Source organism: Streptosporangium sp. G11 (genome assembly GCF_051192615.1).
Classification (GTDB): domain Bacteria; phylum Actinomycetota; class Actinomycetes; order Streptosporangiales; family Streptosporangiaceae; genus Streptosporangium.
Map to the genome: position 1 here is coordinate 106,209 of NZ_JBPJUQ010000017.1, position 20,613 is coordinate 126,821.

At 70.9% G+C, this 20,613-nt stretch carries 16 protein-coding genes; 2 read left to right on the forward strand and 14 right to left on the reverse strand.

The window, feature by feature from the left end:
* Positions 1–6 precede the first annotated feature (6 nt).
* Together ACSDR0_RS18680 and ACSDR0_RS18685 are read right to left on the reverse strand one after the other, a co-directional pair.
* Positions 7–621, reverse strand: coding sequence for a DUF742 domain-containing protein (locus ACSDR0_RS18680; protein ID WP_435290098.1), 615 nt, complete (start codon positions 619–621; stop codon positions 7–9).
* Position 622: 1 nt separating this feature from the next.
* Entirely contained in the window at positions 623–3,370 is a 2,748-nt protein-coding gene (locus ACSDR0_RS18685) for a nitrate- and nitrite sensing domain-containing protein (protein ID WP_435290099.1), read from the reverse strand.
* Positions 3,371–3,760: 390 nt separating this feature from the next.
* Here ACSDR0_RS18685 and ACSDR0_RS18690 point away from each other — a divergent pair, with 390 nt between their 5' ends.
* The gene (locus tag ACSDR0_RS18690) at positions 3,761–4,768 is read left to right on the forward strand and encodes an ABC transporter substrate-binding protein (protein WP_435290100.1); all 1,008 of its coding nucleotides are present in this window, start codon (positions 3,761–3,763) and stop codon (positions 4,766–4,768) included.
* Between the two features lie 126 nt (positions 4,769–4,894).
* Here ACSDR0_RS18690 and ACSDR0_RS18695 read toward each other — a convergent pair whose 3' ends face one another.
* From ACSDR0_RS18695 to ACSDR0_RS18725, 7 genes are all read right to left on the reverse strand, one after another.
* Positions 4,895–5,482, reverse strand: a complete 588-nt coding sequence (locus ACSDR0_RS18695) for a GTP-binding protein (protein ID WP_435290101.1) — start codon at positions 5,480–5,482, stop codon at positions 4,895–4,897.
* Complete coding sequence (locus ACSDR0_RS18700; protein WP_435290102.1) at positions 5,463–5,825, reverse strand: DUF742 domain-containing protein; 363 nt, start codon at positions 5,823–5,825, stop codon at positions 5,463–5,465. The genes ACSDR0_RS18695 and ACSDR0_RS18700 overlap by 20 nt, the downstream gene beginning before the upstream one ends.
* Positions 5,826–5,864: 39 nt before the next feature.
* A complete protein-coding gene (locus ACSDR0_RS18705) occupies positions 5,865–6,287 on the reverse strand; it encodes a roadblock/LC7 domain-containing protein (RefSeq protein ID WP_435290103.1) in 423 nt (140 codons plus the stop codon).
* Positions 6,284–9,157 carry a nitrate- and nitrite sensing domain-containing protein gene (locus ACSDR0_RS18710; protein WP_435290104.1) on the reverse strand — a complete coding sequence of 958 codons (2,874 nt, stop codon included), beginning with the start codon at positions 9,155–9,157 and terminating at the stop codon, positions 6,284–6,286. Before ACSDR0_RS18710 ends, ACSDR0_RS18705 begins: the two co-directional genes overlap by 4 nt.
* Before the next feature lie 261 nt (positions 9,158–9,418).
* Positions 9,419–11,695, reverse strand: a complete 2,277-nt coding sequence (locus ACSDR0_RS18715) for a [protein-PII] uridylyltransferase (protein ID WP_435290105.1) — start codon at positions 11,693–11,695, stop codon at positions 9,419–9,421.
* A 3-nt stretch (positions 11,696–11,698) separates the two neighbouring features.
* On the reverse strand, positions 11,699–12,037 hold the full coding sequence (locus tag ACSDR0_RS18720) for a P-II family nitrogen regulator (RefSeq protein ID WP_329091194.1): 339 nt from the start codon (positions 12,035–12,037) through the stop codon (positions 11,699–11,701).
* Positions 12,034–13,347: an ammonium transporter gene (locus ACSDR0_RS18725; RefSeq protein ID WP_435290106.1), complete on the reverse strand. Its 1,314-nt coding sequence runs from the start codon at positions 13,345–13,347 to the stop codon at positions 12,034–12,036. The genes ACSDR0_RS18720 and ACSDR0_RS18725 overlap by 4 nt, the downstream gene beginning before the upstream one ends.
* Before the next feature lie 1,017 nt (positions 13,348–14,364).
* Here ACSDR0_RS18725 and ACSDR0_RS18730 point away from each other — a divergent pair.
* Entirely contained in the window at positions 14,365–14,535 is a 171-nt protein-coding gene (locus ACSDR0_RS18730; RefSeq protein ID WP_435290107.1) for a hypothetical protein, read from the forward strand.
* A 442-nt stretch (positions 14,536–14,977) separates the two neighbouring features.
* Here the strand turns inward: ACSDR0_RS18730 and ACSDR0_RS18735 are convergent, their stop codons facing one another.
* The 5 genes from ACSDR0_RS18735 to ACSDR0_RS18755 all read right to left on the reverse strand — a co-directional run bounded on the left by ACSDR0_RS18735 (position 14,978) and on the right by ACSDR0_RS18755 (position 20,611).
* On the reverse strand, positions 14,978–15,916 hold the full coding sequence (locus ACSDR0_RS18735) for a sigma-70 family RNA polymerase sigma factor (protein ID WP_435290108.1): 939 nt from the start codon (positions 15,914–15,916) through the stop codon (positions 14,978–14,980).
* 211 nt (positions 15,917–16,127) lie between these two features.
* The gene (gene hutI / locus ACSDR0_RS18740; RefSeq protein ID WP_435290109.1) at positions 16,128–17,300 is read right to left on the reverse strand and encodes an imidazolonepropionase; all 1,173 of its coding nucleotides are present in this window, start codon (positions 17,298–17,300) and stop codon (positions 16,128–16,130) included.
* Positions 17,297–18,658, reverse strand: a complete 1,362-nt coding sequence (locus ACSDR0_RS18745; protein WP_435290110.1) for a formimidoylglutamate deiminase — start codon at positions 18,656–18,658, stop codon at positions 17,297–17,299. The genes hutI and ACSDR0_RS18745 overlap by 4 nt, the downstream gene beginning before the upstream one ends.
* The gene (locus ACSDR0_RS18750) at positions 18,646–19,809 is read right to left on the reverse strand and encodes an allantoate amidohydrolase (protein ID WP_435290137.1); all 1,164 of its coding nucleotides are present in this window, start codon (positions 19,807–19,809) and stop codon (positions 18,646–18,648) included. The genes ACSDR0_RS18745 and ACSDR0_RS18750 overlap by 13 nt, the downstream gene beginning before the upstream one ends.
* 115 nt (positions 19,810–19,924) lie before the next feature.
* Positions 19,925–20,611 carry an SDR family oxidoreductase gene (locus ACSDR0_RS18755; protein ID WP_435290111.1) on the reverse strand — a complete coding sequence of 229 codons (687 nt, stop codon included), beginning with the start codon at positions 20,609–20,611 and terminating at the stop codon, positions 19,925–19,927.
* Between the last annotated feature and the right edge of the window lie 2 nt (positions 20,612–20,613).

Sequence of the window (20,613 nt, forward strand, 5' to 3'; positions counted from 1 at the left end):
AGAACCCTAGCCCCTGAGGTGGTTGAGGACGCGTTCGAGGAGGTCGGGCCCGGGGCCCGCGGCGGTGACCCGGGGGTGATGGATCCGCACCAGGCCCTCGGACTCCATGTCGGAGACCAGGACGCGGGTGACGCCGAGGGGGACGCTCAGGAGGGCGGATATCTCGGCGATCGAGCGGATGCTGCGGCACAGATCGCTGATGAAGCGGTATTCCCGGACGTAGGACAGGCCGAGCGGGGCCGTGGTCGTGGTCGAGACCAGCGCCTCCATGGCGAGCTTGGAACTCGGGACGACCCGTCCCCCGGTCACGGCGTACATCCGGACCAGCGAGCTCTCCTCCTCGGCCGGCTCGTCGTGCTCCGGCTCGTACCCGAAGCGCCCGTCCCGCCGGGCTCCGAATCCGGGCGTCTCCCGAGGCGAGCCGTATCCCGGCGGCTCGGCCCCGGCTCCGGTCCCGGTTCCGTGGACGGACGGCGCGAACGCGGGCGGCTCGGCGGGCCACCCGTGGCCCGCGGCCTCGGCCGGGAGGCCGTACCGGGGCGTGTCGTCCCACCGCTCCTCCCACGGGGAGACACGGTCGTCGTGAAGCTCCCGCCCCTGGTCCCGGTTGTCGGCCCGCACGCTACTGCTCCCGGTCCGGAAGCTCGTTGCGCGCCCTGCGCACGCCCTCCTGGAAGCTCGCCATGCGGCTGCGCACCCGCTCGGGCGAGAGGGAGGGCATGGCCGGCGCCGGAGGCTGCTCGGAGCGCACGAGCGGCGTGACCGATCCGGGAACCAGGTTGGCCAGGGGGGTGCGCTTGGGCAGCCCGGCCGCGGTCTTACCGCCGAGCGCGGGAGCGCTCGCCGCCTGCGCGGCCTGCCAGCCGCTGTCACCGGGCGAGGTCCACGGCTCGGGCTCGGCCCGAGGCTCCTCGGAAGCGGCCACCTCGGGACCGGCCGTCTCCGCGCCGGAGCCCCGGGGCAGGTCGGCGATCCGGAACCAGGCGGACTCGACCGAGGCGAAGATCGGCAGGAAGTCGTCCTCCCGCTCCGCCGAGGTCCCCGCCGGGAAACCGGACGGGGAGTCGAGCGGCCCCGGGAGACGGTCGAACGGGCCGGGAAGCTGCGGGAAACCCCCCTGCTCCCCCGGCGGGCGGAGCCGTTCCGCGGGCGGGTTCCACACGCTCCGCGCGGTCGCGTCCGGCCTGACCCGCGAGGGCAGGGACGGCGGCCCCGCGGCGGGAGGTGCCTGCGTGTCCGTGGGCGCCGCCAGCAGGGGAACCCTCGGCGGCGGGCCCGCGACACCGGGGGCGTGGGGGAACGGCGAATCGGCCGCGCCGCCGGAAAAGCCCACCACCCCGGTGGGAAGGCCGGGCGTCCCCGCCGGCATGCCGGGGAAGGCGGTCGCGGGCTGCGGGTAGCCGGTCTGCTGGACCCCGACGGGCGGCAGGATCAGGAGCGCCTCCGGCAGCAGGACCATCGCGGTCAGGCCGGAGTCCTGGGGACGGAGCTGGACGCGGACGCCGTGCTTGAGCGCGAGGCGGCTGACGACGAACAGGCCCATGTGGCGGGCGACCGAGGCGTCGTCGGCCTGCGGGTCGGCCAGGCGCCGGTTGGCCTCCGAGAGCTCGTCGAGCGTCATGCCGATGCCCTTGTCGGTCACCGAGACCATCACCCCGCCGCCGTCGATCCGGCTGCTGGACACCGTGACCCTGGTGTCCGGCTGCGAGAACGAGACGGCGTTCTCGACCAGCTCGGCGAGCAGGTGGACCACGTCACTCACCGCGGGGCCCGCGACGGCGACCTCCGACTGGACCAGGTTCGTCACCCGCTCGTAGTTCTCCACCTCCGACAGCGAGGCCCTGACCACGTCCATCAGCTCGACCGGCTGCCTCCAGCGCCGCGCCACCTCCTGCCCGGCCAGGACGAGCAGGTTCTCGCTGTTGCGGCGCATGCGGGTGGCGAGGTGGTCGAGCTTGAACAGGTCCGCCAGCCGCTGGTCGTCGCGCTCGCCGCGCTCCAGCCGCTCGACCAGGCTGAGCTGGCGTTCCACCAGGCTCTGGCTCCGCCGGGAGAGGTTGACGAACATCGCGTTCACGGTGTTGCGCAGCCTGGCCTCGTCGCCCGCCAGCCGCACGGCCTCCCGGTGGACCTCGTCGAACGCCCTGGCGACCTCGCCGATCTCGTCGCGCGACAGCACCCCGATCGGTGCCACCTCGGCGACGATCTCCCCTCCGTGCGCCTCGCGGACCCGCTGGACGTACGCGGGCAGCCTCTCCCCCGCGACTTCCAGCGCCTCCCTGCGCAACCGCCGCAGCGGCCTGACCAGCGAGCGCGCCACCCCGATGGTGATCACCAGCACGAGGGCCAGCAGGGCGGCGACGGCCGCGGCGACCATCAGGGCGCGGCTCTGCTCGGCGTCGCCGAGTTGCTGGCTGCGTACGACGATGTCCTGGGCGTGCCGCTCCTCGACCTCGCGCATGTGGCCGATGGTAACGGTGGCCGCGTCGTACCACTCCTTGGCGTCGTCCTTCCGCTCCAGGTCCAGGCCCCTCAGCGAGACGCCGGAGGCCGCGCGGAGCAGGACCAGCTCGCGGATGAGTTCGGCGCGTTCGGCGGTACGGCCGTTGACGGCCTCGTCGAAGAGGCGGCGGTTGCGGCTTCCCGCCTCGGCGGCGAAGGTCTTGCGCTCGTTGCGCTCGGTGGAGACCGCGCCGAGGAACTGCTCCATCTGCCCCTGCTCGAACCGTCCCGCCACGAGCACCACCGTCAGCAGCGCCCGCTGGAAGGAGAGGGCCTCCTTGGCGCGGGCGAGCGCGTCCAGGGTGAGCGCCTGGCCGAACAGGACGTCGTCGGCACTGCCCTTGCCCAGCTCGTCGTGCAGGGAGAGCAGGTCGGCGATGACCAGGGAGTAGGCGGCGACGGTCGCGTCGGGCAGCAGCGTCGACTTCAGGGCCTGCTCGCGCAGCGGGGGGAGGTCGTCCAGGCGGGTGATCGCGGTCTCGACCTCTTCCCTGGTACGGCCGGTCACCTCCTCGCCGAGCAGGGAACCGCTCTCGCGGACGCGCGTCACGGAACTGTCGACCAGGTCCATCTGTGCCCGCACGTCCTCCACACCGCTCTCCGGACGGCCCAGGGCGATGAACCAGGCGGTGTGGTCGCGCTCCTCGGCCAGCTCGTGGGTGAGCGTGCCGACGCGGGCGGAGAGCCGGGCGAGGTCGTTGACCCCCTGGTAGTCGCCCGCGGCGCGCATCGAGGCGAACACCTGGACACCGCCGAGCAGCACCGCGGCGATCGTGGGCACCAGGATGAGCGCGACGAGACGCCGGCGCACCCGCCAGTTCCGCAGGCGCAGGCCGCTGCCCGCGCCGTGGATCTCGTGTGTACTCACCGAACGCTGCCCTCTCGGTGGACGAACCTCTGGCCGAATTTCCCGTGGTTCCCGGCAATTCGAGCACATATCAACCGGTGGGGCCAAGCGAACGCAGCTCTATAAATGGGTATTCGTGGTGAAGCAGGGACTCCGATCCGGAGCTCCAGCTATGACTGGAACCCCAGTTTCGGTCGTCCGAATACTCTCATTAGGTATTTCCTGGCTCGTATGGCCGTTTGTATCGTTCCAAACCTGGGCCGCGAGGCCCCGCGATGGGGGTCCGGCGACTTTCGGAAGACCGCAACATTGTGATTCACGATATTTACGCCATATCTTGACTCCCTGCATCCGTAGTCCTCACCACGTCCCCGGTCCACCGAATCCGGGCGGCGAGCCCTGGAGGAGACCGTGGCCACACCCGGCGACGCCGCGAGCCAGGTTCGCGGTTCCCGCCCGCCCTCCCTTCCCCGCCTCCTGGCGCTCGGCGCGGCCACCGCGCTGCTCCTCTCGATCGCCGCGTGCACCGGCCAGGACACGCGGGAGGCGACCGCGCCGGCCACCCCGCCCTCCGGCGGGACCGTGAGGATCGCCGTCAACGACTGGGCGGGCTACGAGGCCGGCGCCGCGGTCATCGGCCGCCTGCTGACCCAGGAACTCGGCTACCGGGTGGAGACCGTGCGGCTCGACGCGCCCCGGTCCTGGGAGGGCCTCGAAGCGGGCACGGTGGACGTGATCGTGGAGAACTGGGGGCGGGAGGCGCTGAAGCAGACCTACATCGAGGAGAAGAAGGTCGCGGTCTCCGCAGGGAGGAGCGGCGCCAAGGGTGTCATCGGCTGGTACGTCCCCCAGTGGATGGTGGACGAGTATCCCGGGATCACCGACTGGCGGCAGCTCAACAAGTACGCCCACCTCTTCAAAACGGATAAATCCGGCGATTTAGGTCAGCTTCTCGACGGGGACCCCTCCTATGTCACCAACGACGAGGCCCTGGTCCGCAATCTCGACCTCGACTACAGGGTCGTCTACGCGGGCAGCGAGAAAGCGCTGATCGACGCCGCCGAACGGGCGACCCGCGACCGGACCCCGCTGCTGATGTACTTCTACGAGCCGCAGTGGCTTTTCACCCAGATCAAACTGGCGAAGGTCAACCTCCCGCCGTACGCGATCGGCTGCGACACCGACCCCGCCCGGGTCAAGTGCGACTACCCGCCCTACCTGCTCGACAAGATCGTGAGCAGGCGGTTCGCCGACACCGGCGGCAGGGCCTACGAACTGGTCCGGAACTTCACCTGGACGAACGAGCAGCAGAACGTGGTGGCGAACGACATGAAAAACAACGGCCTCGGCGCCGACCGCGCGGCCCAGAAGTGGATCGACGCGAACAAAATAACCTGGAAGGAGTGGATACCGGGCTGACGATCCCGGCCCGTACCCCACCGGACGAAACACGACGAGGCCGAAGCCCTCCGCAGGAGAGCCGGGAACCGCCTCGGGGGACGGTCCCGCGGAGCGCGGGACCGTCCCCCGGGGGAGAACGCGGAGCTACACCGACGTGCCGTAGGCCGCGCGGACCCGCAGAACGTGCTCGACCAGAGTGATCAGCGTGTTCTTGACGGAGTCACGGGAGCGGGCGTCGGTCCGCACGACGGGAATGTGCGGGGCGAGCGTCAGAGCCTCGCGCACCTCCTCCTCGTGGTGCGGGAACTCCCCGTTCCAGCCGTTGACACCGACCACGAAGGGGAGCTTGGCCTCCTCGAAGTAGTCGATCGCCGGGAAGCCGTCGGCCAGCCGCCGGGTGTCGATCAGGACCACCGCGCCGATCGCGCCGCGGACCAGGTCGTCCCACATGAACCAGAACCGGTGCTGACCCGGCGTACCGAACAGGTACAGGATCAGGTCGCGGTCCAGCGAGAGGCGGCCGAAGTCCATCGCGACCGTGGTGGTGGTCTTGTGGGGGGTCAGCCCCAGGTCGTCGATCCCGGCGCTGGCGTCGGTCATCACCGCCTCCGTGGTCAGCGGCACGATCTCCGACACCGCCCCCACGAACGTGGTCTTGCCGACGCCGAACCCGCCCGCGACAACGATCTTCGTTGACGTCAGGCCACCCTGGCTAGAGCCTGCGAAGTCCACTGAGAACCCTTTCGAGCATGTTGAGGTCCGGTTGTCCCTCGTTGAGATGCGGCTGGTGGATGCGGACGAAACCCTCGTCGACCATATCCGCCACCAGCACGCGGGCCACGCCGAGCGGAACCCTCAGCAGAGCCGAGATCTCGGCGACCGACCGGTACGAACGGCAGAGCCTGATGATCGCATCCTGCTCGGGGGTGAGCAGCGCCAGGTCCTCCTCCATGATGAAGGAGGAGGAGACCAGCGCCTCCATCGCCAGGTGGAAACGGGGCTCCGACCTGCCGCCGGTGACGGCGTACGGACGGAACAGGGGCTCGTCGTCCCCGGTTCCGTCAATCCCGAGCACGAGCCTCTCCCGTGAGGAAACCGGGCGTGAGCGCGGTCACTACCGGCCCCGGGAAGACTGCAGCTCGGCGCGGAGCGCCGGGGTGAGCACCTGTCCGGCCCTGTCGACGAGCAGGGTCATCTGGTACGCCACCAGACCCATGTCGCAGTCGGGCGAGGCCAGCACGGCGAGCACGGAGCCGTCGCTGATCGCCATGACCAGCAGCAGGCCGCGTTCCATCTCGACCACGGTCTGGGTGACGGCGCCTCCCTCGAACACCCGGGAGGCGCCCACCGTCAGGCTGAGCAGTCCCGCCGAGACGGCGGCGAGCTGGTCAGCCCTGTCGGGCGGGAACCCCTCGGAACTGGCGATCCTCAGCCCGTCGGCGGAGACGCACACCGCGTGCGCGACACCGGGCGTGCCGCGGACGAACTCGGTGATCAGCCAGTCGAACCTGCGTGCCTCATGACTCAGGGTCGTCACGAGCCCTCCTCCTCGTCCACCAGGCTTCTGGTGGTGGTTTCGACTACTTCAGCACGGCCCCGCCGTACACCTTGCTGGAAGCTCGACAGACGGTTGCGCACCCTGTCGGGTGACAGGGGCGGCATGGGGCTGGACGGCACGGCGGCGGCCGTACCGGGTACGAGGTTCGCCTTGGGAGTGCGCTTGGGCAGGCCGGCCGCGGTCACCCCGCCGAGCGAGGGTTCACTCGCCGCCTGGGCGGCGCGCCACCCGGCGTCTGCGGGGGTGTTCCAGCCGTCCGGGTCGCCCGACGGCGCGGGCTGCGCGGCTGCCACCGCCGTCACCTGCTCCCTCCTCGGCGGTGTCTCGCGGACCGGCATGCCGGTCGGGGGCGTCGGCTCCTCCCCCCACGGCGCCTCCGGATCGCGGGACTCGCTCCGCGGTCCGGGGGACGCCACCTGTCCCGAGGGCCCGCCCGTGACCGCCTGCTCGCCCGATCCGTCCACCCGGCGGAACCAGGCCGACTCTATCGAGGCGAAGATGGGCAGGAACTCCTCCTGCTCGGCTTCGAACGCGGAGACGCCCACCGCGGGCATCGCCCCCACCGTCGTGTCCTCGTACGAGGACTGACCCCAAGGGGAGAACTCGGAGGCGGGGGTGCCCCCGTTGCCGTTGCCGTTGACCTGGCGCTTGGGCAGGGGCGGGCCACTCCTGCCCGGGGCACCGGGCGATCCGGAGGGACCGGCGGGAATCGGCCAGTCAGGGGCCGAGTGGTCAACGGCCGGCGGAGCGGAGCCGAACGAGGGCGCCTCCACGGACGCCTGACCGAACGACGTCTGGCCGAACGAGCCCTGCCCGAACGGCGTCTGCCCGAACGACGGCCGCGCGAACGGGTCCTGCCCGAACGGGGACTGTCCCTGCTCGAACGAGGGGTGCGTGTGCCCCGACAGGGGCTGGGGCTGCCCGTACGAGGGCTGCTGGACGGGCGGGTGACCGGCGGCGGACGGCTGGGCGGAGAACTCCTGCTCGGACCCCCAGGAGGGCGTCTGCACCGGCTGGACCGCCTGGACGACGAGCGCCGGAGGGAACAGGACCATGGCGACGAGACCGCCGCCCTCCTGCGGGCGCAGCTGGACCCGGATGCCGTGGCGCAGCGCCAGGCGGCCGACCACGAACAGGCCCATGCGCCGCGACACCGAGACGTCGACGACGGGCGGGTCCGCCAGCCGGCGGTTCGTCTCGACCAGCTCGTCATGGGTCATGCCAATGCCCGGGTCGCTGACCGCGAGCAGTGCGCCACCGCCCTCGATGACGCTGCTGGAGACCACGACCTGGCTGGCCCGGGGGGAGAACTGGATGGCGTTCTCCACCAGCTCGGCGACCAGGTGCACGATGTCGTTCGCCGCGCTGCCCGCGACCGAGATCGTGCGGTGCACCTTGACCTGCACGCGCTCGTAGTCCTCGACCTCCGACAGGGAGGCGCGGACGACGTCGACGAGCTTGGCCGGCTGGCTTCGCCTGCGGGTCGGCTCGTGACCGGCGAGGACCAGGAGGTTCTCGGAGTTGCGGCGCATACGGGTGGCCAGGTGGTCGAGCCGGAACAGGTCGGCCAGGCGGCCGCCGTCCTCCTCGCCCTTCTCCAGGCCGTCGATCAGCGAGATCTGCCGCTCGACCAGGGTCTGCGTGCGCCGCGACAGGTTGACGAACATCGCGCTGATGTTGGAGCGGAGCTCGGACTCCTCGGAGGCCAGGCGCACGGCCTGCCGGTGAACCTCGTCGAAGGCCTTGGCGACCTCCCCGATCTCGTCGGCGCTGTCGACCGAGATGGGATCGATGTCGGGCGTACGGGCCTCGCCGGAGATCCGGAGGCGCCGCACGATCTCGGGAAGCCTGAAGCTCGCGACCTCCAGCGCCTCGACGCGCAGGCGGCGCAGCGGCGTCACCATCGAGCGGGCGATGACGACCGTGAGGCCGAGCACCAGCAGGAGCAGGATCAGGATCAGCCCGGAGGTGATGATCGCGTTGCGCTGCTCGGCGTCCTCCAGGTCCCGGGCCCGGGTGACCACGTCACCGGCGACCTTGGTCTCGACCTTCCGCATCCGCTCGAGGACCGCGCTGTTGTCCGAGAACCACTGCTTGACCTCGTTGAAGTCGGACAGCAGCCGTCCGGTGCGCGTGGGGTCGCTGGCGAGGACGATCACCCTGGCCTTGATCAGCTCGGCCCGGTGGACCCGCTCGTCGATCATGGCTGTGGTGAGAAGCTGCGCGTTGGCCGGGCTCGACTCGACGCCGAAGTCCGCCTCGTACTCGTCCATGCGGGAGCGGGAGGCGATGAACTTCTCGACCTCCTGCGGGTTGATGAGCGAGGGCGCGTAGTAACCGGCCAGCAGCCGGACGCGCTGCTTGGAGACCTCCTCCTTGGCGTACGCCAGGGCGCTGAGCGCGCGGGTGTTGCCGATGATCTCCGGATCGTCACTGACCAGCGTGAGCTCCTCGTGGAGCGTCAGCAGCGGGGCGATCATGAAACTGTACCGTTCCACACGGGCGATACCCGGCAGACGGCGCAGCTCGGGGAGGCCCTCCAGCTGGTAGGTCACGTTCTTGGCCGCCTCGACGACTCTGGCGCCGTAGGAGTCGTCGATGGCCTGTACTTCCAGCCGCACCTTCTTGACCAGCGCGTCCACGGTCTTCCGCTGCGCGTCGGAGCTGTCCTTCAGGCTTTTGTTCGAGGTCTGGAACGACGACCAGGCACCGCGGTCACGTTCCAGCCCGAGCGCCTGGGCCAGGTCGCGGAGACCGCCCGAGTACTCCGCCGCGGAGGCGGTCCGCTGGTATCCGGCCACGCTGTCGACGGAGGCCACCACGCGCGTGCCGGCGAGTACGACACCCACCGCCGTCGGTACCAGGATCAGGGCCGTCAGGCGCGAACGGACACGCCAGTTTTTCAAGCCGAACCGGGCGGCAGGCCGCTTGCCACGGTCGGGTGCCGAAGCACCTCCGCTTTCGGATGTCGCCGTAGTCACCGCTCTCGCTACCCCTCAATCACGACACAAGTGGACAACATCAGACCACAAGGTCATGGGAAAGAATCGGCAAAACCGACATAGCGACTTTAATCGTTACGAAGGCGACGAGAGACCGATTTTTTACGGTTACCGCAGGGCAGCCAGTACTTGATCACGCACCTGCGCTCGCTGAACCTCGTCGGTCAGCGGGCGACCTGCTCTGTCGACCACGTAGAAGACGTCCACCGCCTCTGCGCCGAGAGTCTCCACACGAGCGGCCCGTACGTCAAGGCCACATTCACCGAATGCTCTACCAATCCGCCACAAAAGCCCCGGACGGTCATGGGCTCGCACCTCGACGACGGTCGCGGTGTTGGACGCGTCGTCCACCAGGTTCACCCGCGGCGGCGCCACCGGCACCCGGGCCGGGCGCATCGACCTGGTCCTCCTGGCCAGGCGTTGCTCGATGTCGAGGCGTCCGGCCAGGACCAGTCTCAGGTCGGCCTCCAGCGTCGCGGGGTCGGGCGGCGAGCCGTACTCGGGAACGACCGAGAACTCGATCACGGCGGTCGTCCCCGCCGACGCGGCCGACGCGGCGCGGACCACCATCCGGTGCGCGGCCAGCACCCCGGCCGCGCGCCAGAGCAGCCCGGCGCGGTCGGGGGCGACCACGGTGACCGCTCCCCCGTTGACGCGCACCGCGCCGCCACCGTGGCGGGCCAGGGACGCCTGCTCCACCGAGAGCGAGGGCGCGGGGCGCAGCGGGGTCCCCGAGAGCGCCGAACGGACCCGGCGTACCAGGTCGGCGACCAGCGAGGCCTTCCACGAGTTCCAGGCGGCGGGCCCGGTGGCGTTGCCGTCGGCCACGGCGAGGGCCGCCAGCAGTTCGAGGACCTCGCGCGAGCCGACGGCCTCGGCCACCCGGGAGATCGTCACCGGGTCGTCCAGGTCGCGGCGGGTGGCCGTCTCCGGCAGCAGCAGGTGGTGGCGGACCACGGTCTCCAGGATGTCGACGTCGGCCGGGGGCAGGCCCATCCGGGCCCCGATGTCGCGGGCGACGACGGCACCGGTGGTGGAGTGGTCGCCGGGGTATCCCTTGCCGATGTCGTGCAGGAGCGCGGAGATGAGCAGGAGGTCGGGCCGGGAAACCTCGCGGGTGAACGAGGCGGCCCCCGCGGCGGCCTCGATCAGGTGCCGGTCGACGGTGTAGCGGTGCACCGGGTTGCGCTGCGGGCGGTGCCGCACCCGCTCCCAGTCGGGCAGCAGGCGGACCAGCACCCCCGCCTGGTCGAGCTCCTCCCAGACCGGCACGGCCGCGCGACCGGCGCCGAGCAGCGCCACCAGGGCGTCACGCGCCTCGTCCGGCCAGGGCACCGGGAGCGGCGGCGACTGGGCGGCCAGCGTGGTGACCGTGGCGGGCGCCAGCGGCAGCCCCGCCTCGGCCGCGGCGGCGGCGGCGCGCAGCACCAGGACCGGGTCCTTGCGCGGGTTGACCCCCCGGGCGAGCACGACCTCTCCGCCGTGCTCGACGACGCCGTCGGCGAGCGGGCGCCGGCCACGGGGGGTGGGGCCGGTCAGCAGCCGGTCGACGGTGCGCCAGGTGGCGTCGAAGGCGTGCCCGATCGTCCTGGCGGCCTCGGCGAGCCTGCGCATCAGCGCCTCGGCGTCGAGCAGGCCGAGCATCCCTGCGACGGCGTCCTGCTCCTGGAGCACCAGCCTGTCGGCGCCGCGGGCGGTCACCAGGTGCAGGCCGTGCCGGATGTCGAGCAGCAGCTCGTAGGCCTCGCGGACCCGGGGGCCCGGCGCCGAGGCGACCCAGGCCGCGGCCACGGCCTGCATCGCCTGCACGTCGCGGATGCCGCCTCGGGAGTCCTTGAGGTCGGGTTCGAGCAGGAACGCCAGCTCCCCGCTGGCCTCCGCCCGCTTGTCGGCGGCGTCGCGCAACTCGCCCAGGCGGCGCCGGGAGTCGGCACGCCACTCGGCGAGCACGACCTCGCGCACCGAGCGCGTCAGCTCCGGATCTCCCGCCACGTGCCGTGCCTGGATCAGGCCGAGGACCGCCTTGAGGTCCTCCCTGGCGACCTTGGCCGCCTCGTCCACCGTCCGCACCGAGTGGTCGAGACCGACCCCGGAGTCCCAGATCGGGTACCAGATGCGGTCGGCGACGCGCGCCACGTCCTCCCGCCCGTCGTGGAGCAGGACCAGGTCGAGATCACTGCCCGGCGCGAGCTCGGAGCGTCCCAGGCTCCCCACCGCGACGAGCGCGACCCCGTTGAGGGCGCCGCGCTCGTCGTTTCTCGTCGTTCCCCCGTTGGGCCCGTACGGCGTACCGCAGGCGGTGCGGACCAGGTCCGTCAGCCAGCGGTCGATGTCCGCGGCCCGTTCCTTACGGGCCGCGGCGTACGAGCGCGTGTCGCCTCTCACCGGTTAGAGCGCCTCAGGTCCGCGTTCCCCGGTACGGACGCGGACGACCGTGTCCACAGGAACGGACCAGACCTTGCCGTCACCGATCTTGCCGGTCTGCGAGGCCTTGACGATGACGTCGATGACGTCCTCGGCGTCCTCCTCCTCGGCGAGCACTTCGAGGCGAACCTTGGGCACCAGGTCGACCTGGTACTCGGCACCGCGGTAAACCTCGGTGTGACCGCGCTGGCGGCCGTAGCCGCTGGCCTCGCTGACCGTCATGCCCTTGACCCCGAACTGCTCCAGGGCCGCTTTCACGTCATCGAGCTTGAACGGCTTGATGATCGCGGTGATGAGTCTCATGCGTCCACCTTCTTAGACGCCGGGGCGGGGGCCGGACCGTTGACGGCGGCCACACCCGAGGAGTGGATGGTGCCGAGGTCGTAACCGGTCTCGGCGTGGGAGGTGATGTCGACGCCGGTGATCTCTTCCTCGGCGCCGATCCGGAAGCCGACCGTCTTGTCGATGATCTTAGCGATGATCCAGGTGATGATGAAGGAGTAGGCGCCGACCGCGACCGGGCCGAGAATCTGCAGGCCCAGCTGCTTGACACCGCCGCCGTAGAAGAGGCCGGTGCTCTGCTGCTCCAGGAACGGGTAGGCGGCGAGGAAGCCCAGGGAGACCGCGCCGATCACACCGCCGACCAGGTGCACGCCGACCACGTCGAGGGAGTCGTCGTAGCCGAACTTGTACTTCAGGCCCACCGCGTAGGCGCAGATCGCGCCGGCGACGAGGCCGAGGACGAGGGCCGCCCAGGGGTCCACGAAACCACAGGCCGGGGTGATGGCGACCAGACCGGCGACGGCGCCGGAGGCGACACCGAGGCTGGTGGCGTGGCCGTCGCGCATCTTCTCGACCACGAGCCAGGCGCCCGCCGCCGCGGCGGTGGCGATCTGGGTGTTCATGAACGCCAGGCCGGCGGTGCCGTCCACCGCGAGCTCGGAGCCCGCGTTGAAACCGAACCAGCCGAACCACAGGAGACCGGCGCCGAGCAGGACCAGGGTCAGGTTGTGCGGCCGCATCGGCTCCTTGCGCCAGCCGGTGCGCTTGCCGAGCACGAGCGCCAGTGCCAGCGCCGCGGCTCCCGCGTTGATGTGGACCACGGTGCCACCGGCGAAGTCCTCGATGCCGAGGTTGAACAGCCAGCCGTTGCCCCAGACCCAGTGGGCCACGGGGAAGTAGACGATGGTCGCCCAGACGATGGTGAACAGCACCCAGGCGCCGAACTTGGCGCGGTCGGCGATGGCGCCACTGATCAGCGCGACGGTGATGATCGCGAAAGTGAGCTGGAAGGCCGAGAACACCAGGCTCGGCATGCCCGTGCCATCGTCCTTGGTGGCGGTGTCGACCAGGCTCTGCAACCCGAGGGCGTCGAAGCCGCCGATGAACTTGTTGACGAGCTCGCTGCCGTTGTCGGTGAAGGTCAGCGAGTGCCCGTAAAGCACCCATGCGATGGTGACGGTGATGATGCTGACGAACGACATCATCATCATGTTCAGGACACTCTTGGCTCTTGTCATTCCTCCGTAGAAGAACGCGAGGCCAGGAGTCATCAACAGCACCAACGCGGTGGCTGTGAGCATCCAGGCAGTGGTGCCGCTATCGATCTTCATTCGACGCGACCCTCCCTTACAAATGGCGTGTGGCCGGTTTCACAGTCGCAGTGATCGCTTCCTGGGCTCCATCGACCGGCCGCGCACTGACGTTGCGCCACAGCGTGTTCTTCCACCGTTTCAAGGTGCGACCTTGCGTGTTTCACATCTGTGAATCTCGGCCGCATGGTGTTTCAGACGTGTTTCGGACAAGGTGTGCCATGACTTGGAGCTGACCGTAAAAGAGCCCAGGTGAGCCTGGCTTGGCGGTTCGCGGAGACTTCGACGACCCCGTCCATGACCGTCGCCACGCCCACCATGTCCCCTCAGATCGGACGAATAGGTGGGGCCGTAACCCCTTCGTGCGGGCGGTTGGACGGTCGTCAGACCCGTTGGTCGGGTTCGCCGCCGTTCACGCTGCGGTGGGCGGGTGTTCCGGACGGCCGTCTCAGTTGCTGTCTGGTGGTTCAGGCCTCCGGCCTGCGCGGGCGCGGTGGTTGCGGGCTCTTTTTAAGCCGTCCGGAACACCCGCCCACCTCCGCTGCACGTGCTCTGGCCGTACGGCGTGCGACCGTAGCTGCTCGCTCTCCGGCCGCCCGGTGTTCTGTGTGCGGCTGAAGCGATCCGTACGAGACCGCTCAGCGCGGGCCGCCGTAACTGAAGCGTTACTTTCGAAAGGAGCGCACGGCGAGCACCGTAGAAAACCGCGCTCCCTCTTCTCACCGCACAATGCGGCCGTACGTCGCGGAATCTCCAGAAGCACCAGTCACAAAACAGCCAACCGGCTTAGTTCATCTCATTACGGATAGCCAGCGCGTGAAGCTCCGGCGGGACCGGGCCCGTGCCGTACCGCATCCCGAGATCAACGTGGCCACCGCCGACCGTCGGATCTCCTGGGGGGGCGACCCGTTCCGCGGCGAGCAACGCGGTCACCGCCCGGTCCCTGCGACCGAACCGCTCCCAGGCGCGAGCCGTGTCGACGCACCAGCGAGCATGGCGTTCAGGGGTGGGAAGCAGGCGGTGGTTCACCCCCCACGCGTGATCGAGAGCGACCCCCGGCTCACCTGGGGATCCTCCGGCGCGGGCGGGAACGAGGAGAACGGCCGAGGCCTCATGACCGTGGCGGCCCTGGCCTCCAAGGTCGGGTATCGAGGCACCCAGGCCGCCGGCCACGTGGTGTGGGCGCAGTTCGACCTAGCGTCACCGTGACACGGTACGGCGCCCCGCCCTGCGCTCCTTTCCGAAGTGGCGCTTCAGTTACGGCGCCCCGCGCTGAGCGGTTCTCGTACGGATCGCTTCAGCCGCACACAGAACACCGGGCGGCCGGAGAGCGAGCAGCTACGGTCGCACGCCGTACGGCCAGAGCACGTGCAGCGGAGGTGGGCGGGTGTTCCGGACGGCTTAAAAAGAGCCCGCAACCACCGCGCCCGCGCAGGCCGGAGGCCTGAACCACCAGACAGCAACTGAGACGGCCGTCCGGAGCACCCGCCCACCGCAGCGTGAACAGCGACAAAACCCACCGCACCGCGAACAGGCTACAAAACCCACCGCGGCGTGAACAGCGAACCGCCGTAGCGACAAGACTCACCGCAAAAGCCAAGCGACCCCGCGATCCGGCACGGCCCAAACAGACCGTGCCGGATTCACGAACTCAGGCCGCCGTGGCCATCTTCCGCAGCCGGGCCAGAGCGTCACGCTCGATCCGGCGGGCGCGGTCGCGGCCGATGCCGTAGCGCTCACCGACCTCGGTCAGCGTGTGCTCGCGGCCGTCCATCAGGCCGTAACGCCAGCGGAGCATCTCGCGGGTCTGCCCCTCAAGCCCGGTCAGCCACTCCTCCAGGCGCTCGCGCTCCAGGATGTCCATCGCCTGCTGCTCGGGATCGGCCCACGTATCGTCGGCGATCATGTCGCCGAGCTCGGTCTCGTCCTCGTCGCCCACGCCCAGTTGCAGGGAGACGGGGTCGGAGGCCCAGCGGCGGAGCTCACGGACCCGCTCGATGGGAAGTTCGAGCACCGCCGCCAGATCGGCGTCGGTCGGCTCCTGGTCGAACTCGGCCAGCATGTCGCGGCGGACCCGCATCAGCCTGGTCATCTGCTCGCCCGCGTGGGTGGGCAGGCGCACCGGTCGGGCCTGCTCGTGGATGGCGCGCCCCACCGACTGCCTGATCCACCACGTGGCGTATGTCGAGAACTTGTAACCGCGCCGGTAGTCGAACTTCTCGACCGCGCGGACCAACCCCAGGTTGCCCTCCTGGACCAGATCGATCAGCGGCATTCCCCGCCCCGAATATTTGCGCGCGACGGCCACCACAAGACGTAGATTGGCCTGGATGAATTCGTCCTTGGCCCTCCGCCCGGAAACGGCCAGTCGTTCAAGCTCCTCATCGGCCGCGTCCGCTATCCGCGGCTCCGTCAGCCCACCGTCCAGCAACTGCTCCGAGAAGAGACCCGCCTCGATCCGCTTGGCGAGTTCGACCTCTTCCTCCGCGGTGAGCAGGGGCACCCGTCCGATCTCTGCCAGGTAGGTCCCGAGCAGGTCTCGATCAGAGACGTGCTGATCCTGCGTCCGATTCCCCGTCGGCCTTGCCATCCGATGGCACCTCGCTCCGCCTGCTTATGACGTGTCCACCCGCTCGCTCATCGCCCCATGCGCGCAGACACATCGCTTGTCTTTTCAACGGACGGGTGAGAGCAAAGATTCCCTCAAGAAGTACGCCTGGAGAATGGTTTTGGATTTCCTCCTCAAGGAGGATGTTTCCCGGCGCCCCGACAAGGCGTGCAACTAACCCCACCAATGGGGCTCAAACCAGGCGACGCCCCTCCTTCCACACCTGTGTCACCAGCGGCACGCCCGGCCGGTAGGCGAGGTGGACGTACGTGGGTGTGTCGAGGATCACCAGATCCCCTCTGCTTCCCACCCTCAGCGTGCCGACGTCCCCGCGGCGCAGCGCCCTCGCCCCGCCGTACGTGGCGGCCCTGATCGCCTCCAGCGGCGTCATCCGCATCTCGCGGACCGCCAGCGCCACGCAGAACGGCATGGAGGAGGTGAAGGAGGAGCCCGGGTTGCAGTCGGTGGCCAGCGCGACCGTCACCCCGGCGTCCAGCAGGCGGCGGGCGTCCGGGTAGGGCGAGCGGGTGGAGAACTCCGCGCCGGGCAGCAGGGTGGCCACCACCCCCGACGACGACAGCGCCGAGACGTCGTCGTCGGTCAGGTGCGTGCAGTGGTCGGCGGAGGCCGCGCCCACCTCGGCGGCGATCCGCGCCCCCGGCCCCTCGCCCAGCTGGTTGGCGTGGATCCGCGGCAGCAGTCCCGCCTTCACTCCCGCGAGGAGGATCTCCCTGCTCTGGTCTGCGTCGAAGGCTCCGCGCTCGCAGAACACGTCGACCCACCGGGCGTGCGGCGCGCAGGCCTCCAGCATCTCCCCGGTGACGGTGCGGACGTACTCGTCGGCCGAGGAGGCGTCGGGCGGTACGACGTGCGCGCCCAGGTAGGTGGTCTCCTCGGTGAACCCCCGCGCGATCTCCAGTGACCTGCGCTCGTCCTCGACCGTGAGGCCGTAGCCGCTCTTGATCTCGACCGTGGTCGTCCCCTGGGCGAGCATCTCGGCGACCAGGGTGGCGGTGCGCGTCACGAGCTCGGCGTCGGAGGCGGCGCGGGTGGCCGACACCGTCGTGCGGATGCCTCCCGCCGTGTACGGGCGGCCCGCCATGCGGGCGGCGAACTCGGCCGTGCGGTCGCCCGCGAAGACGAGGTGGGCGTGGCTGTCGACGAAGCCCGGGATGACGCAGCGCCCGGCCACGTCCACCCGCTCGTCGGCGCACGGAGCCGCGCCGGCGGGCCCCACCCACACCACCTCGCCGCCCTCGACGACCAGCGCCGCGTTCTCGATCTCCTCCCGCGCACGGTCGCCCGTGTAGAGCAGGCCGATGCGATCGAAAAGGGTGCTCGTCACCGGCCGGTCCTCGCTCGTCATACCGACTTCTCCTCTCGCGCCTCGGCGACCGCCTCGGCGAGCATGGTGCCCACGTCGCCGAGGGCGTGCCTGCCGTCGACGACCACGTGGCGCCCCCCGGACACCACGGAGTGCACGTCGGCGGCCGTGGCGGCGAAGATCACGGTCTCGGCCAGGTGCACGGGGGAGGCTCCGGCCGTACGGACCGAGTCGAGGCGCACCGACACCAGGTCCGCCCACGCGCCGGGGACGAGCATGCCCGCGCAGGCGAAGCCGAGCGAGTCGTGTCCCGCGGCCGTGGCGGCGTTCAGGAGCTCGGCGGCCGACCAGTGGCCGCGCCGTTCGGTGACCAGCCGCTCGTCCAGCTCGACCGCGCGGGCCTCCTCGAACAGGTCGATGACCGCGTGGCTGTCCGAGCCGAGCGTGATGGGCGCGCCCGCCTCGAACAGCCTCCTGGCCGGTCCGATGCCGTCGGCGAGGTCGCGTTCGGTCGTCGGGCACATGCACACGCGCGTGCCGGAGGCGCCGAGCAGCGCGACGTCCACGTCCGACAGGTGCGTGGCGTGCACGGCGGTCGAGCGGGGGCCGAGCGCGCCGTGCGTCTCCAGCAGCTGGACCGGGGTGGCGGTGTAGGCGTCCACGCAGGCGGCGTTCTCCGCGCGCTGCTCGGAGACGTGGGCGTGGAGCGGGAGCGCGTGGTGGCGGGAGAACTCGGCGACCACGGGGATCTGCTCGGCCCTGACCGCGCGGACCGAGTGCACGGCCACGCCGATCTCCACGTCCCGCTCGTCCCGGTAAACGGCCGCGAGAGCCTCCGCCCGCGCGGCCCACCCGTCGACGTCCCCGTCGCCGAACCGCCGCTGTACGCCGCTCAGCGGGCTGCCGACGCCGCCGGTCAGGTAGCAGGCGTCCAGCAGCGCGATGCGCAGCCCCGCCTCGCGCGCGGCCTGGACGAGGGCGTGTCCCATGGCGTTCGGGTCGTCGTACGACCTGCCGTCCGGTCCGTGGTGCAGGTAGTGGAACTCCCCCACGCAGGTGATCCCGGCCAGCGCCATCTCGGCGAACGTGGCCCTGGCGAGCCTGAGGTAGGAGTCGGGGTCGAGCCTCCCCGCCACGCCGTACATCTGCTCGCGCCAGGTCCAGAAACTGCCCTTCTCGCGCTGTGTCACCCCGCGCAGGGCGCGGTGGAAGGCGTGGGAGTGCGCGTTGGCCAGACCGGGGAGGGTGAACCCGGCCAGCCGGACGGCTCCGCCCGGCGGGGCCGCCACACCGGTGACGATCTCGGCGATCAGGGTGTCCCTGACCTTGACGAGCACCCCCGCGACGACCTCGCCCGGCGGCAGCCAGGCCTGCTCACACCAGTAGCTCAGCTCTCGCACAGGTCCTCCACAACGGCGGCGAGGGCGGCGACCCCTGCGTGGCAGTCGGCCCTGTCCGCGTGTTCCTCCGGAGAATGAGAGATGCCCGTCGGATTGCGGACGAACACCATCGCGCTGGGCACACCCGCGGAGGCGAGGATGCCCGCGTCGTGTCCGGCGCCGGTCGGCAGGACGGGCGCGCCCCCGGCGGCGGTCGCGACCCGCTCCCGCAGGACCGCGTCGAAGTCGACGACCGGGGTCCACGACTCGACGGTGACCTCGGCGCCGGAGAAGTCGGTCAGCTCGTCGACCAGCGCCCTGACCGCGTCCTCGTCGCCGCCCCTGGCGTCCAGCCAGGCACTGACCAGGCCGGGGACGGCGTTGGCGTTGTTGGGCGACACGCGTGTCTTGCCGAAGGTGGCGACCACACCGCCGCGCTCGGCCGCCTGGCGGGCGTGCAGGACGGTACGGGCGAAGGGCAGCATCGGGTCGTCGCGGTCGGCCAGGCGGGTGGTGCCCGCGTGGTTGGCCTGGCCGTGGAAGTCGAACCGCCAGCGGCCGTGCGGCCAGATGGCCGAGGCGACGCCGACCTGGGCGTCCCGGTGGACCAGGTCCTGTCCCTGCTCGACATGGAGTTCGACGAAGACGCCGATGTGCCGCAGGGTCTCCTCGTCCCGGCCCAGGGCGCCGGGGTCGCGCCCCGTCCCGCGCAGCACCTCGGCCAGCGAGTCGCCCTCGTCGTCCTTCAGGGCGCGTGCCCTGTCCGGGTCGAGGATGCCGGTCAGCAGGCGGGAGCCGACGCACGGGACGCCGAACCTGGCGCCCTCCTCGTCGGTGAAGCAGGCGATCCCCACGGGGCGGGCGGGCCGGAAGTCCCTCGCCCGCAGCAGGTCGAGGGCGGCGAAGGCCGACACGACTCCGAGGGGGCCGTCGAAGGCGCCGCCCTGCCGCACCGAGTCGAGGTGGCTGCCGGTGACCACGCCGGGCCTGGCCGACGGGTCACCCCACCAGGCCCACAGGTTGCCGTTGCGGTCCTCTCTCAGGTCGAGGCCGCGCCTGGCCGCCTCCTGCCCGAACCACCGCCGGAGTTCCAGATCCGCGGGCGACCACGCGTCTCGCAGGTAGCCCCGGGTCCGGCCGTCACGTCCGAGGTGCTCTATGGCACCCCACATCTCGTCGAACACCCTCCCATTATGTGAATGAGACCATTCATTGGCGAGCCCGCCGCACCCGCGGCTCTCCACTCCCTCGGCCCGGAGCCCCTCAACCCGGCGCGCCGCGCCGCTCTCAGTTCGGGGGTCCGGCGGCGGGACGGACGGTGATCTCGGTGATGTGGGCGTCGGGGGAGGCGGTCAGGGCCGTCACCACCACCCGGGCCACCGAGTCCGGGTCGAGGTAGTTCTCCGGCTGGTAGGGACCGCCCTCACGGTCCCGCACCTCGCGCTGCATGTCGGTGGCGACCCGCCCCGGGTAGACCGTGGTGACCTGGAGCTCGGGCTCCTCCAGACGGAGCCCGTCGGCGAGGGCGCGCAGCGCGTGCTTGCTGGCCGCGTAGGAGACCCAGCCGGGGTTGGCCCGCTGCCCCGCCCCGGAGTTGATCAGCACCACGTGGCCGCGCGCCGCGCGGAGCGCGGGCAGCAGCAGCCGGGTCAGCTCGGCCACCGCGATCACGTTGATCTCCATCGTGCGCCGCCACACCTCGGCCGGGGTCTCCCCGACGCGCCCCAGGGTCACCACGCCCGCGCTGTGCACCAGCACGTCGAGCCGGTCCATGCCGGAGACGTCGGCCTCCGTGACGGCGGTGAGCTCCACCGGCCAGGGCCGCGCGCCGGGCAGGCCGGAGACCACCCCGGTCAGCGCCTCGGTGTCGCGGCCGCCGAGCAGCAGGTCGTGCGTGGGGGCCAGGGCGCGGGCGATCGCGGCGCCGACCCCCCGGGAGGCGCCGGTGACCAGCGCGTTAGGGCGTTCGGGCATGC

Coding starts and splice junctions, on each gene's coding strand:
- ACSDR0_RS18720 (WP_329091194.1), bottom strand. CDS start 12,037: ATGAGACTCATCACCGCGATCATCAAGCCGTTCAAGCTCGATGACGTG.
- ACSDR0_RS18725 (WP_435290106.1), bottom strand. CDS start 13,347: ATGAAGATCGATAGCGGCACCACTGCCTGGATGCTCACAGCCACCGCG.
- ACSDR0_RS18735 (WP_435290108.1), bottom strand. CDS start 15,916: ATGGCAAGGCCGACGGGGAATCGGACGCAGGATCAGCACGTCTCTGAT.
- hutI (WP_435290109.1), bottom strand. CDS start 17,300: ATGACGAGCGAGGACCGGCCGGTGACGAGCACCCTTTTCGATCGCATC.
- ACSDR0_RS18750 (WP_435290137.1), bottom strand. CDS start 19,809: ATGTGGGGTGCCATAGAGCACCTCGGACGTGACGGCCGGACCCGGGGC.
- ACSDR0_RS18755 (WP_435290111.1), bottom strand. CDS start 20,611: ATGCCCGAACGCCCTAACGCGCTGGTCACCGGCGCCTCCCGGGGGGTC.